Source organism: Enterobacter sp. 302C9 (assembly GCF_034106085.1).
In the GTDB taxonomy this organism is placed as follows: domain Bacteria; phylum Pseudomonadota; class Gammaproteobacteria; order Enterobacterales; family Enterobacteriaceae; genus Enterobacter; species Enterobacter asburiae_B.
Window position 1 is genome coordinate 336,595 of record NZ_JAWNBW010000004.1, and the last position, 14,129, is coordinate 350,723.

Below are 14,129 nucleotides of genomic sequence, written 5' to 3' on the forward strand. Positions count from 1 at the left end.
CGTGCCCCCGCAGCTTTTTTCACCTGCAATTTCCACGCATCAAGCACTTTTACACTAAGGCATAAATTATGAAAAAAATGACTGCCATGCTCTTTTCTCTGGCCGTGGGGCTTAACACCGTCTCCATGGCGGCGAAAGCTGACGCACCAAAAGAGCAGGAAACGGACGTCCTTTTAATTGGTGGCGGTATCATGAGCGCCACGCTGGGAACCTATCTGCAAGAACTGCAGCCGGACTGGTCTATGACCATGGTCGAGCGCCTTGATGGCGTGGCGCAGGAGAGTTCGAACGGATGGAATAACGCCGGTACCGGACATTCGGCACTCATGGAACTGAACTATACGCCGCAGAAAAAGGACGGTTCCATTAGTATCGAGAAGGCGGTAGAGATCAACGAAGCATTCCAGGTTTCTCGCCAGTTCTGGTCTCATCAGGTCAACAGCGGCGTGATGCACGACCCGCACTCCTTCATCAACACCGTGCCGCACATGAGCTTTGTGTGGGGCGAACAGAACGTTAACTTCCTGCGCGCGCGCTACGCCGCTCTGCAGCAGAGCACGCTGTTCCGCGGGATGAAATACTCTGAAGACCACGCGCAGATTAAAGAGTGGGCTCCGCTGGTCATGGAAGGTCGTGACCCGAACCAGAAAGTGGCGGCGACCCGTACCGAAATTGGTACCGACGTTAACTACGGTGAAATTACCCGTCAGCTGGTGACGTCTCTGAAGAAAAAAGAGAACTTCAACCTGCAGCTCAGCACCGAAGTACGCGGTTTCAAGCGCAACGCGGATAACAGCTGGAGCGTGACCGTCGCCGATCTGAAAAACAACGAAGCCGAGCACGTCATCAAGGCGAAGTTTGTCTTTATCGGTGCGGGCGGAGCGGCGCTGAAGCTGCTGCAGGAGTCCGGTATTCCTGAAGCGGACGACTACGCGGGCTTCCCGGTGGGCGGCCAGTTCCTGGTGTCCGATAACCCGGAAGTGGTGAATCGTCATCTGGCAAAAGTGTACGGCCAGGCTTCCGTTGGCGCACCGCCGATGTCTGTTCCGCATATCGACACCCGTATGCTTGACGGCAAACGCGTGGTGCTGTTTGGGCCGTTCGCGACCTTCTCCACCAAGTTCCTGAAAAATGGCTCCCTGTGGGATCTGCTCAGCGCCACGACCACCTCTAACGTCAAGCCGATGATGGACGTGGGTCTGGATAACTTCGACCTGGTGAAATACCTGATCAGCCAGGTGATGCTCTCTGACGACGACCGCTTCGAGGCGCTGAAAGAGTACTATCCGCAGGCGAAGAAAGAAGACTGGCGTCTGTGGCAGGCGGGTCAGCGCGTACAGATCATCAAGCGCGATCCGAAAGAAGGTGGCGTGCTGCGTCTGGGTACCGAAGTGGTAAGCGATAAGGATGGCACCATTGCCGCGCTGCTGGGTGCGTCGCCGGGCGCGTCTACCGCTGCGCCAATCATGCTGCACCTGATGGAAAAAGTGTTTAAAGACAAAGTCGCCAGCCCGGAATGGCAGGCGAAGCTGAAAACCATTATTCCATCCTACGGCACGAAGCTGAACGGCAACGTGAGCGCGACGGAGCAGGAGCTGGAATACACCAGCCGCGTACTGCAGCTGCAGTACATCAAGCCACAGGCTGCGGATGCGGCGCCAAAAGCGGAGCTGAAGCCTCAGCCGGAAAACAAACCGGTTGCGGATATCGCGCTGTAAGATAAAAGCAAAACGGTAACATCCGTTACCGTTTTTAGTGTTTTCTCCCTCTCCCGGTGGGAGAGGGGTGGGGTGAGGGTACCAGAGCGCACCCTTTCCGGGTCGGGTAAGGCGAAGCCGCCACCCGACTTATTTTTAACGTACTACGGCTTGTCCGATGTTCTCATCAGCCTTCCAGATGCGATACTTCACTTCCACGTTTTCAGGCGTATAGACCACGATCGGCAGCTTGCTGTTGTAGCGCAACAGACTGTTGTCGCCCAGATACGCCGTTACAAATTTCTTCTCTTTCTTGCCGTCCGGGCAGGCCATCATGGTGGAAACCGGAGAGGTCACTTTGTCAAAGACGTAATAGTCGTAACCCCAGCCTTCCAGGGTTTTGCTTTCCAGCTGACCGCCCAGACGGTGCTGGTTGCAGTCCACTTCCAGCGTCTTGCCAATTAATAGTTCCACTTTAAAGTTCGCTTCATCCTGCTGAACCGGCAGCTGAATCACCTGACGCTTCATCCCTTTGTCCGCCTGCGGGTACGGAGCCACTTTTTCCAGCGGCTGCTTTTTTGGGGTTTCGCTGGCGAAAGCGCTGCTGCTGACGCACGCGGCGGCGATGAGGGCGATGGCAAATTTAGGTGCGTTTTTCATTGTCATTCCTTTATGTCAAAACGATCCTGCGCAGGTTAACATAACAACGATGAATGATTGGTGTTATTTACTTACATTTTCACTATGGGTAGCGTTATGCGCTTTTAATTTACCTGTTTAGTGGTTGTTTATGCTGGTGTGGAGTCAGGTGCCAGTTCGTGTTATTTTAGACCCTATATATTGTTATTCATCTGTAAAAGGGAAGAGAGATGGTTCGTGCAAAACTGAAAACGCCTGAAGGCCGCAAGTTCCTCCTGGCGCTGCTGGTCGTATTTATGATTGCCGCCGCGTGCGTGGGGCGGGCAACCATTGTTGGCGTTATCGAACAGTACAATATTCCCCTCTCAGCCTGGACAACCAGCATGTATGTCCTGCAGTCGGCGATGATCTTCGTCTACAGCCTGGTGTTCACCGTTCTGCTGGCCATCCCGCTGGGCATTTTCTTCCTGGGCGGACGTGAGAAGCATTAAGCGTCGACCTGCGATAACTAAGCCATCCTGCCGGATGGCTTTTTTTATGGTCTCATCCCACTCTCCTCAGGTTTTTTTAATCCGCGATATCCTATCCTGTAAGCATTCAGGCAACTGTTTTTAAAGCAGGAGCGGTAGATGCGTTCCAGATTTCCAGTGCTCAGCCAGATCCCCAAAGGCGTCTGGGTTGTGGGAGGCGTCAGTATGTTGATGGATATCTCGTCAGAGAGTATTCACAGCCTGCTGCCACTTTTTATGATGACCACCCTCGGTACGAGCGTGCTGTTTATCGGCCTGATTGAAGGGCTGGCGGAGGCCACTGCGCTTTTTATTAAGGTCTTTTCGGGGGCGATAAGCGACTACCTGGGTCAACGTAAGGGGCTGGCCCTGTTAGGGTATGGCCTGGGGGCGTTAAGCAAACCCCTTTTCGCATTAGCGTCCTCTTCCGGGATGGTTTTAGCCGCACGTCTGATAGACCGTACGGGGAAGGGGATACGGGGCGCACCGCGGGATGCGCTGGTTGCAGACGTCACGCCGCCGGAAATGCGTGGTGCGGCATATGGTCTGCGTCAGTCAATGGATACCACAGGCGCATTTCTTGGCCCATTACTGGCCGTAAGCTTAATGCTATTGCTGGACAACGACTTTCGCACTGTTTTCTGGATAGCCCTTATCCCCGGTCTGCTTTCAGTTGCCTTGCTCTATTTTGGCCTTCAGGAGCCGAAAACTCCCCTCGAACATAAACGTACTAATCCCATTAAACGAGAGAATTTAAGGCGGCTGGGTAAAGCGTGCTGGTGGGTGATTGGCCTTGGTGCAGTGTTCACGCTTGCCCGGTTTAGCGAGGCTTTTCTCGTCCTTCGTGCGCAGCAGTCGGGCGTTCCTCTGGCCCTTATTCCGCTGGTGATGGTGGTCATGAACGTACTCTATTCCCTTTCCGCTTACCCTTTTGGCAAACTTTCTGATGGCATGAGCCACACCCGGCTTCTGCAGTGGGGGCTAATGGTGCTGATTGTTGCAGATGTTGTTCTGGCCCTGAGCAGCCACTGGATGGGGGTCATTTTAGGCGTCGCGCTTTGGGGAATACATATGGGTATGACCCAGGGACTACTGGCGGCAATGATCGCTAAAACCGCACCGCCCGATCTGCGCGGTACGGCTTTCGGTATTTTTAGTCTGGTCAGCGGCGTAGGATTGTTAATCGCCAGCGTGGGAGCCGGCGCGATATGGGAAACGTTTGGCGCGGAATATACGTTTTATGCCGGAGCGGTGATTTGTCTGACTACGCTTGTGTATCTGCGCAAAACGCCGGACGAGGCGAAATAAAAAAACCAGCCATCAGGCTGGTTTTCAGTGTGTTTTTGGTCGGCACGAGAGGATTTGAACCTCCGACCCCCGACACCCCATGACGGTGCGCTACCAGGCTGCGCTACGTGCCGACGCATAAAAAGAATACTACTCGATTCCGTTTTGAATGCAAGGGAATCTGTCGCTAACTGGTTTATTATTAATCAGTTAGCGATGAAGCGCTTCTCATCCGTCAGGACCTGCAGCAGCAGGCTCAGCTGCGGTTTCTGGTCTTTCAACCGTTCGCCCTGCAGATTATACGTCTGATAATTCCCGTTGCTGTTCAGCACCAGCGTCAGCTTCGGCGTGGTCACCACCAGCGTATTATTCCCCGCCGCCGTCACCCAGCTGTGGCGGCGCGCGGCGCTGAAGAGATCCTGCCCCTGCGAATACTCGTTTGCTGGCGTGCTGACGTGCAGCAGGCGTTGCATCAGGGTGGTCATCACATCTTTATGCTCGGTGAGCATATTGATGCGCTGCGCCGGGGTGCCTGGCCAGTGGATCACCAGCGGAACCTGCAGATTCGGGCGAGACCAGCTCATACTCTTCGTCTCGTCACCTAGCGGGATGCCATGGCCCGCGGTCACGATCACCACGGTATTGTCCAGCTTGCCCGACTCGCGAAGCGCGTCAAGCACGCGGCCTATCTGCGCATCAACATCGCCAGCTGCGCGGCCGTAGCGGCGCGCAAAGTCACTTTTATTGCTGTTGGCAAGCGTTGTACCGTTAAAGGCAACCCATGAGAACCAGCGGTTATCTTCCTGGGCGTAGCGCTGCAGCCAGTTTATCCACTGGCTGGCGGTCTGCGCATCGGACTGATTTTGCGCCGTCGGCAGTGAGAAATCTGACAGCAGCGCCTGACGGTAAAGCGGGCTGTTAAAGCCATCGGAGGAGAACAACCCTAGCTGATAGCCTTGCTGATTCAGCCCGGTGATCAGCGCCGCAGGCGTGCGGGTAGACAGTACGCCGTCCATATAGCCGGCTGAAATGCCATAGAAGAGGCCAAAGATGCCCGCATCGGTTGTGTTACCGGAGCTCATATGCTGAGTAAACGAGACGTTTTGACTCGCGAAAGCGGCCAGCGCAGGCATCTGCTTCTCGAAACGGGAATAGTTCAGGCCATCGACGGTGATCAGCAGGACGTTTTGCCCGCGCCCCATATCGCGGTAGTTCAGGTCGCTCAGAGGATACTGAACGCTGACGGCTTCCGGATTACCCTGCTCGATAAGACGGCGCTGGTACTCTTGCGCATCAAGCAGACCGTGTTTCTCGAGGAAGCGACGGGCCGTCATCGGGTACGAGAGCGGCAGGTTAGCGCGCTGCATGGTAATAGGGCGATAGAAGTTCGCATCCGCCCAGATATACATGATGTGCGAACTGATAAAGGAGACGAAAAAGAGCGCGGCGACGGGCTTCGCATAATGGCGTCGCCGGGTCAGACTGCGGAGCTTTTGCCAGCTCCAGGTGGCGAACAGCATCTCAATCAGCAGGATCACCGGGACGCTGATAAACATCAGCTGCCAGTCACGGGCCGTTTCGTTCTGGTCGGGGTTAATCACCAGTTCCCAGACGATGGGGTTGAGGTGCAGGTGGAAGCGGGTGAACACTTCACTGTCGATAAGCAGCAGCGTCATCCCCACCGTCGCAAGGATGGCGGACAAGAACCGCATCAGACGCTGCGACATGACGATAAACGTCAGGGGGAACAGGATCAGCAGATAGGTGGCGAAAACCAAAAAGCTAAAGTGACCGACAACGCTTATCCAGGAGTAGATACGCCCGGTTAGCGTTGTTGGCCAGTCTGCGACAAACAGATAACGACAGCCAATGACCGTCGCCAGCAGAATGTTGAACAGGGCAAACCAGTGCCCCCAGCTGACCATCTGGGAGACTTTTTCACGGTAGCGCTGACGATTCGTCACCATAAACTGTTGTTCGTATCTCTTAATGGGCCGGGTCGTTGCTGACGGACGACTGTAAAGCCTGGGCAAACGATTTTGCGATCGCCTGACGCTGAGCCGGAGCAACGCTGGTGTTAATCAGGTTGGTGACCATATTTCCCAAAACCATCAGGGAGAGATCGGTCGGCGTTTTATGTTTTTCCAGTACGTTGACCAGCTCACTGAGCAGTTGTTCAACGTGTTCATCACTGTAGCGGGAATGTTGTGGCATAAATCAAAATCAGTTTGTTGATGAAAGGGCAACATATTACCGTAGCAACAGCTTTTTTTCCCCTTTTTTATCTGTTGTTGCACACATGTCCTGGTGGTGGTTGAATACCGCCCGGTCTAAAAGGAGAGTTTATCATGAGTCTGGAAATCAACCAGATTGCCTTGCACCAGCTTATCAAGCGTGATGAGCAAACCCTTGAAGTGGTGCTGCGCGATTCGTTACTGGAACCCACGGCGACCGTGGTGGAGATGATGGCAGAACTGCATCGCGTCTACAGTGCCAAAAATAAAGCCTATGGCCTGTTCAGCGAAGAGAGTGAACTGGCCGATAGCCTGCGCCTGCAGCGTCAGGGCGAAGAGGATTTCCTGGCGTTTAGCCGCGCCGCCACCGGGCGTCTGCGCGACGAGCTGGCGAAATATCCGTTCGCCGACGGCGGGATCGTGCTGTTCTGCCACTATCGCTACCTGGCGGTCGAGTATCTGCTGGTTACCGTGCTGAATAACTTAAGCAGCATGCGCGTGAACGAGCAGCTGGATATCAGCTCAACGCATTATCTGGATATCAACCATGCGGATATCGTGGCGCGTATTGATTTGACCGAATGGGAAACCAACCCGGAGTCGACCCGCTACCTGACTTTCCTGAAAGGGCGCGTGGGCCGCAAAGTGGCGGATTTCTTTATGGATTTCCTCGGTGCCAGCGAAGGTCTTAACGCCAAAGCGCAGAACAAAGGGCTGCTCCAGGCGGTTGACGACTTCACGGCTGAAGCGCAGCTCGATAAATCTGAGCGCCAGACCGTGCGCCAGCAGGTTTACAGCTACTGCAACGAACAGCTGCAGGCAGGGGAGGAGATCGAGCTGGAGTCCCTGTCAAAAGAGCTGGCGGGCGTCAGCGAAGTCAGCTTCCAGGAATTCACCGCGGAAAAAGGCTATGAGCTTGAAGAGAGCTTCCCGGCGGATCGCAGTACGCTGCGTCAGTTAACCAAGTTTGCCGGCAGCGGCGGTGGGTTAACCATCAACTTTGACGCGATGTTGCTGGGTGAACGCATCTTCTGGGATCCGGCCACCGATACGCTGACCATTAAAGGTACGCCGCCGAACCTGCGCGATCAGCTTCAGCGCCGCACCTCGGGCGGGAAATAACAGCCATAAAAAAACCCCGCAGAAGCGGGGTTTTTTTTCGACGTGTTTGCGATTACGCGCGAACGAAGTCGATGTGAGACAGTTTTGGCTTGAACGGGTGACGCTGAACAGCCTGAACTTTCACTTTTTCTTCTTTACCGCCAACAACGATGGTCAGAACTTCGCTGTAGAATTCAGCTTTGGTCTGCAGGTTCCACAGTTTGTCGTGATCCAGTTCGATTGCAACTGGAGCAGCTTCGCCACCGTAAACGATAGCCGGGAACTTGTTAGCGTTACGCAGGCGGCGGCTCGCACCCTTACCCTGCACGTTACGTACTTCTGCTTCGATAGTGAACATTGATTTCTCTCTGTATTTAAAACCCTGCTACAGGCGACCCAGCAGCAGGCGAGTGTTCTGCCTCACGGATGTGAAGCGGGCGGCATTTTATACTCAAATGCCCCTCACATCAATGAAAAGTCCCGCTAACCGCGCAATTCGTTGGCGCGACGGAAGCGACCTTCATAGTCAAAGAGCTTCTCGCGCACCTGCCAGAACTGGCCTTTCTTACGGGCGACGACAAAATCCGGATGGCGCAATAACACCTGCTGGCGCACGATATCGGCCACGGTTATCCAGCGCAGGGGCACGCCCGGCGTGCGGGTATGCGGGCGGATAAACAGCTGCTCGAAGGCCATTCGCTGGGCAGGCGTCTGAACCCGGAAACGCTCGCTGACGTCCGCCCCGTCTTCGTCGTAATAGGTGATTTTCAGCCACTCGCCTTTTTCATCGGCGCCGGGCTGCAGCGCCATGCCGGAACAGCGCAGCACCAGGGCATCTTTCAGCTTTAGCGCCGCTTTCAGCATGTCGTCCGGGTCAACCAGCACCGTGTCGCATTCCCGGCAGCGGCGGGCGGCAATGTCGTTTTCGGCGTTGCACTGCGGGCAGTTTTTGAACCGGAAGCGGAAATCGCACTGCTCGCGATGCCCGTCATCATCTTCAAACCAGCCCTGACAGCGGCGGCCAAAGTGTTCGATCAGCGTACCGTCGGCGGTGGTTTTTCCCCAGAAGGTGTTGGCAAACCCGCAGGCAGGGCAAAAGACCTGCACGGGCACGTTGTCGCTTTTCCCTTTTGGCGCGCCGATCTCAGGCGTATAGAGATCGTGCGGGTTACCGGCATAATCCAGAATCAGGCAGTCGGTTTTTCCCGGGGCCAGGCGCAGGCCGCGGCCAACAATTTGCTGATACAGACTGACCGATTCGGTCGGGCGCAAAATGGCGATCAGGTCGACGTGCGGGGCGTCAAAGCCGGTGGTCAATACCGACACGTTTACCAGATAGCGGAACCGCTGGGCTTTAAAGGCGTCAATCAGGCCGTCGCGCTCCGGACCGGGGGTCTCGCCGGTGATTAGCGCCGCGTCGCCGGCGGGCAGTAATCCGGTGATTTCACGCGCGTGCTCAACGGTGGCGGCAAAGATCATTACCCCCTTGCGCGTCGCGGCGAACTCCTCAATCTGGCTGATAATATGCGGCGTAATACGCTTCTGCTTTTTCAGCTCCTGATTGAGATCCGCTTCGCTGAATAAGCCGTTGCTCTGCGCCTGCAAACGGCTGAAATCGTACTGCACCACCGGCATATCCAGCCGTTCAGGCGGCGTCAGGTAGCCGTGTTTAATCATGTAGCGCAGCGGAAGTTCGTAAATGCAGTCGCTAAACAGGGCCTTGTCATCACCGCGCACCATGCCGTGATAATGATAGCGATAGATCCAGCCTTTCCCCAGGCGAAACGGGGTCGCCGTCAGGCCCAGCAGGCGCAGGTGAGGGTTCACCGCTTTCAGGTGAGCCAGGATTTGCTGATACTGGCTGTCGTCGTCATCGCTGATGCGGTGACACTCGTCAACAATCAGCAGCGAAAATTCGCTGCGAAACAGCTCCAGATTGCGCGCCACCGACTGCACGCTGCCGAAGACTACTTTGCCGTGGCTCTCTTTGCGCTTTAGCCCGGCGGCGAAAATATCGGCTTCCAGCCCAAGCGCACAATACTTGGCATGGTTTTGCGCGACGAGCTCTTTGACGTGTGCCAGCACCAGCACGCGACCACGGGCCAGACGCGCCAGTTCGGCGATGACCAGGCTTTTGCCTGCGCCGGTCGGGAGCACAATCGCCGCCGGCTCGCGATGTTTACGGAACCAGGCGAGGGTGGCGTCAACGGCTTCCTGCTGATAGGGACGAAGTGTAAAAGTCATAGGGTCTCGGTTTCGTTATTCCGCACATATACCCGTCATACTTCAAGTTGCCTGTGCGTTGGCTGCACTCGTTCACCCCGGTCACTTACTTATGTAAGCTCCCGGGGATTCACTCCTTTGCCGCCTTCATGCAACTCGAATTATTTAGGGTATAGATAGTATGCCACGAAACTTTTTCCCTTGAGTGGCGCAACCAGACCATTATACTGAACCGTTCCAGACTGCTTCTTTTTTCGGACCTGTTGTCCGACTTCCAGCACCATTAAGGCTAAAAAGATTTCATGCGACTTGATAAGTTTATCGCTCAGCAACTCGGCGTAAGCCGCGCTATTGCCGGGCGCGAAATTCGCGCCAGCCGCGTTACCGTGGATGGCGACATTGTGAGAGACAGCGCGTTCAAACTGCAACCTGACCATCAGGTGGAGTATGACGGCAATCCGCTGACCCAGCAGCACGGTCCGCGCTACTTCATGCTCAATAAGCCGGAAGGCTACGTCTGCTCAACGGACGATCCGGATCATCCGACGGTACTCTATTTCCTCGACGAACCGGTGGCGCACAAGCTGCACGCCGCAGGCCGCCTCGACATCGACACCACGGGGCTGGTACTGATGACCGACGACGGGCAGTGGTCGCATCGCATTACTTCCCCGCGTCACCACTGCGAGAAAACCTATCTGGTCACGCTGGAGTCGCCAGTGTCGGATGACACGGCAGAGCAATTCACGAAAGGCGTTCAGCTGCATAATGAAAAAGATCTGACCAAACCCGCCGTGCTTGAGGTGATCACGCCGACGGAAGTCCGTCTGACCATCAGCGAGGGGCGTTACCATCAGGTGAAACGTATGTTTGCCGCGGTGGGGAACCACGTTGTTGGCCTGCATCGTGAGCGGATTGGTGCGATCGAACTCGATCCCGACCTGGCGCCAGGCGAATATCGCCCGTTAACGGAAGAAGAGATCGCCAGCGTCGGTCTGCCTTCGCACTAATTTCAGGAGAGCTCTGTGACCACCAGGCCACACTCGTCGTTCAAAATCGTCTTCATTCTTGGCCTGCTGGCCATGCTGATGCCGCTGTCTATTGATATGTACCTGCCCGCGCTGCCGGTCATTTCCGCGCAGTTTGGCGTTCCGGCGGGCAGCGCGCAGATGACGCTCAGCACCTATATTCTCGGCTTTGCCCTCGGCCAGCTGTTTTATGGCCCGATGGCGGACAGTCTTGGACGCAAGCCCGTTATTCTGGGCGGGACGCTGGTCTTTGCAGCCGCAGCGGTGGCCTGTGCGCTGGCGCAGACCATCGATCATCTGATTATCATGCGCTTCTTCCACGGTCTGGCGGCGGCTGCGGCAAGCGTGGTGATTAACGCCCTGATGCGCGATATCTACCCGAAGGAAGAGTTCTCCCGCATGATGTCGTTCGTGATGCTGGTGACGACGATTGCGCCGCTGGTGGCCCCGATGGCCGGTGGCGCGGTGCTGGTGTGGTTTAGCTGGCATGTGATTTTCTGGATCCTGGCCCTGGCCGCGCTGCTGGCCTCGGCGATGATCTTCTTCTTTATTGATGAAACGCTTCCCGTCGAGCGCCGCCAGAAATTCCACATCCGAACCACAATAGGCAACTTTGCCTCGCTGTTTCGCCACAAGCGCGTGCTCAGCTATATGCTGGCAAGCGGGTTCAGCTTCGCCGGGATGTTCTCCTTCCTGAGCGCCGGGCCGTTTGTCTACATTGAACTGAATCACGTTTCACCGCAGCACTTCGGCTACTATTTCGCGCTTAACATCGTCTTCCTGTTCATCATGACCATCATCAACAGCCGTTTTGTCCGGCGGGTGGGGGCGCTGAACATGTTCCGCGCCGGGCTGTGGATCCAGTTTGTGATGGCTATCTGGCTGGTGATGAGCGCGTTTCTGGGCGTGGGCTTCTGGGCGCTGGTGGTCGGGGTGGCGGCCTTTGTCGGCTGCGTGTCGATGGTGTCATCTAATGCGATGGCGGTTATCCTGGATGAGTTTCCGCATATGGCGGGCACCGCCTCTTCCCTGGCGGGGACGTTCCGCTTCGGTATTGGCGCTATCGTCGGGGCGTTGCTTTCGATGGCCACCTTTACGACGGCATGGCCCATGCTGTGGGCGATGGCTTTTTGCGCAACCAGCTCGATACTTTTCTATCTTTACGCCAGTCGACCGCGAAAAGCGGCCCACTAAAATACAGAGAAGGCCCGGCAGGGCCTTTTTTGTTGATACATATCAACCAAACCCCCGTTCGTTTATTCCGTGTTTGTTTATTTTATGTAAAATCTATTTGTGTAAAAAGTCACATCATTGTATTCAAAAAGGTTGAGTTAGATCGCAGAAACGGGTACATATAGCGCCGACGCGAGCCTGGATATCGATAAAAAAGCGCTGAATAGTGCAGGCTGGCGATGATGTGTTACTATAAATGTAAATAAATTGTGAAGTAAATTTTGCTTCCGGGGAACGAACGTGAATACATTACAACTCTCCATTGTCCATCGCTTGCCCCAGAGCTATCGCTGGTCGGCGGGTTTTGCAGGTTCGAAAGTTGAACCGATTCCGCAAAGCGTCGCGGGCTGTGAAAACTGCCTGGTGGCACTCAAGCTGCTGAGCCCGAGCGACGAAAATGCATGGCGGGTGATGGAGCGTCTCAGTCAGGCCCTGACGGATATCGAAGTGGACAGCTCCGTGCTGGAGTGTGAAGGTGAGCCGTGCCTGTTCGTGAAGAGCCAGGACGAGTTTGCCGCCACCTGCCGTCTGAAGAATTTTGGCGTTGCCATCGCGGAGCCTTTCTCCGGCCAGTACCCGTTCTGACCGCTAGTCTGCCGACAACAGCTGGCGCGTGTAGCGCTGCGTTGGCGCGCTAAATACGCGCTGGCACTCTCCCTGCTCGACCACTTCTCCCTGTCGCAACACAATCACCTGATGGCATAGCGCCCGCACCACCTGAAGATCGTGGCTGATAAAGATATAGGCCAGCCGGTGCTTTTCCTGAAGCCCTTTCAGCAGCGCCAGGATCTGCGCCTGAACGGTTCTGTCCAGCGACGACGTTGGTTCATCCAGAATAATCAGCTCCGGCTTCAGGATCAGCGCGCGGGCAATGGCGATACGCTGGCGCTGCCCGCCGGAGAATTCAGCCGGATAGCGGTGGCGCGTCCCGGCATCTAAGCCCACTTCGGCCATCACCCGCATAACTTCCTCCTCGCGCTGCTGAGCGCTCAGGCCGGGCTGATGCACGCGCAGACCTTCCTCGATAATCTGTAACACGCTAAGCCGTGGGTTAAGCGAGGAGTTGGGATCCTGAAACACCACCTGCATGCGGGGCCGCACGGGCAGCATCTGACGGCGGTTCCAGCGGTGCAGCGGCATATCGTCAAAGAGGATCTCGCCCTGGGAGGCAATTAAGCGCAGCAGCGCCAGACCGGTGGTACTTTTGCCGGAACCGGATTCGCCCACCAGCCCCAGAGATTCTCCCGGGCGCAGCGAGAAGCGGATGTTTTTCAGCACCGGATTCTGGTCGACGATGCGCCGCAGAATACCTTTGCGGATCGGGAACGAGACGGACAAATCCTCAACGCGCAGCAGCGGTGTGCTGTCAGCCGCGAGCGGAACCGGGTCGCCGGAGGGTTCGCTGTCGAGCAAACGCTGCGTATAGGGGTGCTGCGGCGCGCTCAGCAGCGTGGACGCGCTATTCTGTTCAACGCATCGTCCGTTTTGCATCACCGCGACGCTGTCGGCCAGCTTTCTCACAATGCTCAGGTTGTGCGTGATAAAAAGCAGGCTCATGTTCAGCTCGTCACGCAGTTCCCGCAGCAGCGTCAGTATTTGCGCCTGTACCGTCACGTCCAGCGCCGTTGTGGGCTCGTCGGCAATCAACAGCTCGGGTCGCGTGAGCAGGGCCATAGCGATCATCACGCGCTGTCGTTCGCCGCCGGAGAGCTGGTGCGGAAAATCATTCAGCCGTTTGGCCGCATTGCGTATGCCCGTTCGTTCCAGACAGTCCAGAATTTCTCCCCGCGCGGCCTCTTTGCGCATCCCCCGGTGCAGGGAGAGCACTTCATAGAGCTGTTTTTCCAGGCTGTGCAGAGGGTTGAGGGAAACCATCGGTTCCTGGAAGATCATCGCGATTTTGTTGCCGCGTATGCCGCGCAGGGTATGTTCGTCGGCATGCAGCAGCGAGCTGCCGTGAAACAGAATATCCCCTTGCGGGTAGCTCACCGGTGGGGACGGCAACAGGCGCAGGATGGAGAGTGCCGAAACGCTCTTGCCTGAACCCGACTCGCCCACCAGGGCCAGCGTTTCCCCGGTCTGGATCTGCAGCGACAGGTCGGTGACCACGGTGCGCGTCTCGTCCTGCTTAGAAAAAGCAATCGACAGGTTATCAATACTGAGAAGAGGCTGGGTCAT

General features: G+C 56.1%; 13 protein-coding genes and 1 tRNA gene. 7 read left to right on the forward strand and 7 right to left on the reverse strand.

Features of this window, described 5'->3' with window-relative positions; translation table 11 throughout:
- Positions 1 to 68 precede the first annotated feature (68 nt).
- Positions 69 to 1,718 (forward strand): malate dehydrogenase (quinone), encoded by a 1,650-nt coding sequence (gene mqo, locus UR289_RS11395; protein WP_032646585.1) that lies wholly within the window; start codon positions 69 to 71, stop codon positions 1,716 to 1,718.
- Between the two features lie 135 nt (positions 1,719 to 1,853).
- Here mqo and eco read toward each other — a convergent pair whose 3' ends face one another.
- The gene (eco, locus tag UR289_RS11400; RefSeq protein ID WP_320710135.1) at positions 1,854 to 2,357 is read right to left on the reverse strand and encodes a serine protease inhibitor ecotin; all 504 of its coding nucleotides are present in this window, start codon (positions 2,355 to 2,357) and stop codon (positions 1,854 to 1,856) included.
- A gap of 209 nt (positions 2,358 to 2,566) precedes the next feature.
- On the opposite strand from eco, the gene UR289_RS11405 reads away from it, so the two are divergent.
- Together UR289_RS11405 and UR289_RS11410 are read left to right on the forward strand one after the other, a co-directional pair.
- Positions 2,567 to 2,827: a DUF2534 family protein gene (locus UR289_RS11405; RefSeq protein ID WP_008500962.1), complete on the forward strand. Its 261-nt coding sequence runs from the start codon at positions 2,567 to 2,569 to the stop codon at positions 2,825 to 2,827.
- Between the two features lie 138 nt (positions 2,828 to 2,965).
- Complete coding sequence (locus tag UR289_RS11410; protein ID WP_320710136.1) at positions 2,966 to 4,153, forward strand: MFS transporter; 1,188 nt, start codon at positions 2,966 to 2,968, stop codon at positions 4,151 to 4,153.
- A gap of 36 nt (positions 4,154 to 4,189) precedes the next feature.
- On the opposite strand, the gene UR289_RS11415 is transcribed toward UR289_RS11410, so the two are convergent.
- From UR289_RS11415 to UR289_RS11425, 3 genes are all read right to left on the reverse strand, one after another.
- Positions 4,190 to 4,266 (reverse strand) — tRNA-Pro (locus UR289_RS11415).
- Positions 4,267 to 4,338: 72 nt separating this feature from the next.
- Entirely contained in the window at positions 4,339 to 6,099 is a 1,761-nt protein-coding gene (gene yejM / locus UR289_RS11420; protein ID WP_047060568.1) for an LPS biosynthesis-modulating metalloenzyme YejM, read from the reverse strand.
- Positions 6,100 to 6,118: 19 nt separating this feature from the next.
- Positions 6,119 to 6,346, reverse strand: a complete 228-nt coding sequence (locus tag UR289_RS11425; RefSeq protein WP_008500958.1) for a YejL family protein — start codon at positions 6,344 to 6,346, stop codon at positions 6,119 to 6,121.
- A 134-nt stretch (positions 6,347 to 6,480) separates the two neighbouring features.
- On the opposite strand from UR289_RS11425, the gene yejK reads away from it, so the two are divergent.
- A complete protein-coding gene (gene yejK / locus UR289_RS11430) occupies positions 6,481 to 7,488 on the forward strand; it encodes a nucleoid-associated protein YejK (RefSeq protein WP_008500957.1) in 1,008 nt (335 codons plus the stop codon).
- Positions 7,489 to 7,540: 52 nt separating this feature from the next.
- On the opposite strand, the gene rplY is transcribed toward yejK, so the two are convergent.
- Both rplY and UR289_RS11440 read right to left on the reverse strand, forming a co-directional pair.
- Positions 7,541 to 7,825, reverse strand: a complete 285-nt coding sequence (rplY, locus tag UR289_RS11435) for a 50S ribosomal protein L25 (RefSeq protein ID WP_029740955.1) — start codon at positions 7,823 to 7,825, stop codon at positions 7,541 to 7,543.
- A gap of 125 nt (positions 7,826 to 7,950) precedes the next feature.
- On the reverse strand, positions 7,951 to 9,711 hold the full coding sequence (locus tag UR289_RS11440) for a DEAD/DEAH box helicase (protein WP_320710137.1): 1,761 nt from the start codon (positions 9,709 to 9,711) through the stop codon (positions 7,951 to 7,953).
- Between the two features lie 281 nt (positions 9,712 to 9,992).
- Here UR289_RS11440 and rsuA point away from each other — a divergent pair, with 281 nt between their 5' ends.
- From rsuA to UR289_RS11455, 3 genes are all read left to right on the forward strand, one after another.
- Positions 9,993 to 10,700: a 16S rRNA pseudouridine(516) synthase RsuA gene (gene rsuA / locus UR289_RS11445; protein ID WP_023312495.1), complete on the forward strand. Its 708-nt coding sequence runs from the start codon at positions 9,993 to 9,995 to the stop codon at positions 10,698 to 10,700.
- Between the two features lie 15 nt (positions 10,701 to 10,715).
- Positions 10,716 to 11,912 carry a Bcr/CflA family multidrug efflux MFS transporter gene (locus UR289_RS11450; protein ID WP_248239027.1) on the forward strand — a complete coding sequence of 399 codons (1,197 nt, stop codon included), beginning with the start codon at positions 10,716 to 10,718 and terminating at the stop codon, positions 11,910 to 11,912.
- A 279-nt stretch (positions 11,913 to 12,191) separates the two neighbouring features.
- Positions 12,192 to 12,536, forward strand: a complete 345-nt coding sequence (locus UR289_RS11455; protein ID WP_028013883.1) for a YejG family protein — start codon at positions 12,192 to 12,194, stop codon at positions 12,534 to 12,536.
- A gap of 3 nt (positions 12,537 to 12,539) precedes the next feature.
- Here UR289_RS11455 and yejF read toward each other — a convergent pair whose 3' ends face one another.
- Positions 12,540 to 14,129, reverse strand: a complete 1,590-nt coding sequence (gene yejF, locus UR289_RS11460; protein ID WP_064672865.1) for a microcin C ABC transporter ATP-binding protein YejF — start codon at positions 14,127 to 14,129, stop codon at positions 12,540 to 12,542.

What these genes read in the sequence shown, in the direction of transcription:
- mqo (WP_032646585.1), top strand. Translation starts at nt 69, where the DNA reads ATGAAAAAAATGACTGCCATGCTCTTTTCTCTGGCCGTGGGGCTTAAC.
- eco (WP_320710135.1), bottom strand. Translation starts at nt 2,357, where the DNA reads ATGAAAAACGCACCTAAATTTGCCATCGCCCTCATCGCCGCCGCGTGC.
- UR289_RS11405 (WP_008500962.1), top strand. Translation starts at nt 2,567, where the DNA reads ATGGTTCGTGCAAAACTGAAAACGCCTGAAGGCCGCAAGTTCCTCCTG.
- UR289_RS11410 (WP_320710136.1), top strand. Translation starts at nt 2,966, where the DNA reads ATGCGTTCCAGATTTCCAGTGCTCAGCCAGATCCCCAAAGGCGTCTGG.
- yejM (WP_047060568.1), bottom strand. Translation starts at nt 6,099, where the DNA reads ATGGTGACGAATCGTCAGCGCTACCGTGAAAAAGTCTCCCAGATGGTC.
- UR289_RS11425 (WP_008500958.1), bottom strand. Translation starts at nt 6,346, where the DNA reads ATGCCACAACATTCCCGCTACAGTGATGAACACGTTGAACAACTGCTC.
- yejK (WP_008500957.1), top strand. Translation starts at nt 6,481, where the DNA reads ATGAGTCTGGAAATCAACCAGATTGCCTTGCACCAGCTTATCAAGCGT.
- rplY (WP_029740955.1), bottom strand. Translation starts at nt 7,825, where the DNA reads ATGTTCACTATCGAAGCAGAAGTACGTAACGTGCAGGGTAAGGGTGCG.
- UR289_RS11440 (WP_320710137.1), bottom strand. Translation starts at nt 9,711, where the DNA reads ATGACTTTTACACTTCGTCCCTATCAGCAGGAAGCCGTTGACGCCACC.
- rsuA (WP_023312495.1), top strand. Translation starts at nt 9,993, where the DNA reads ATGCGACTTGATAAGTTTATCGCTCAGCAACTCGGCGTAAGCCGCGCT.
- yejF (WP_064672865.1), bottom strand. Translation starts at nt 14,129, where the DNA reads ATGACCCAGCCTCTTCTCAGTATTGATAACCTGTCGATTGCTTTTTCT.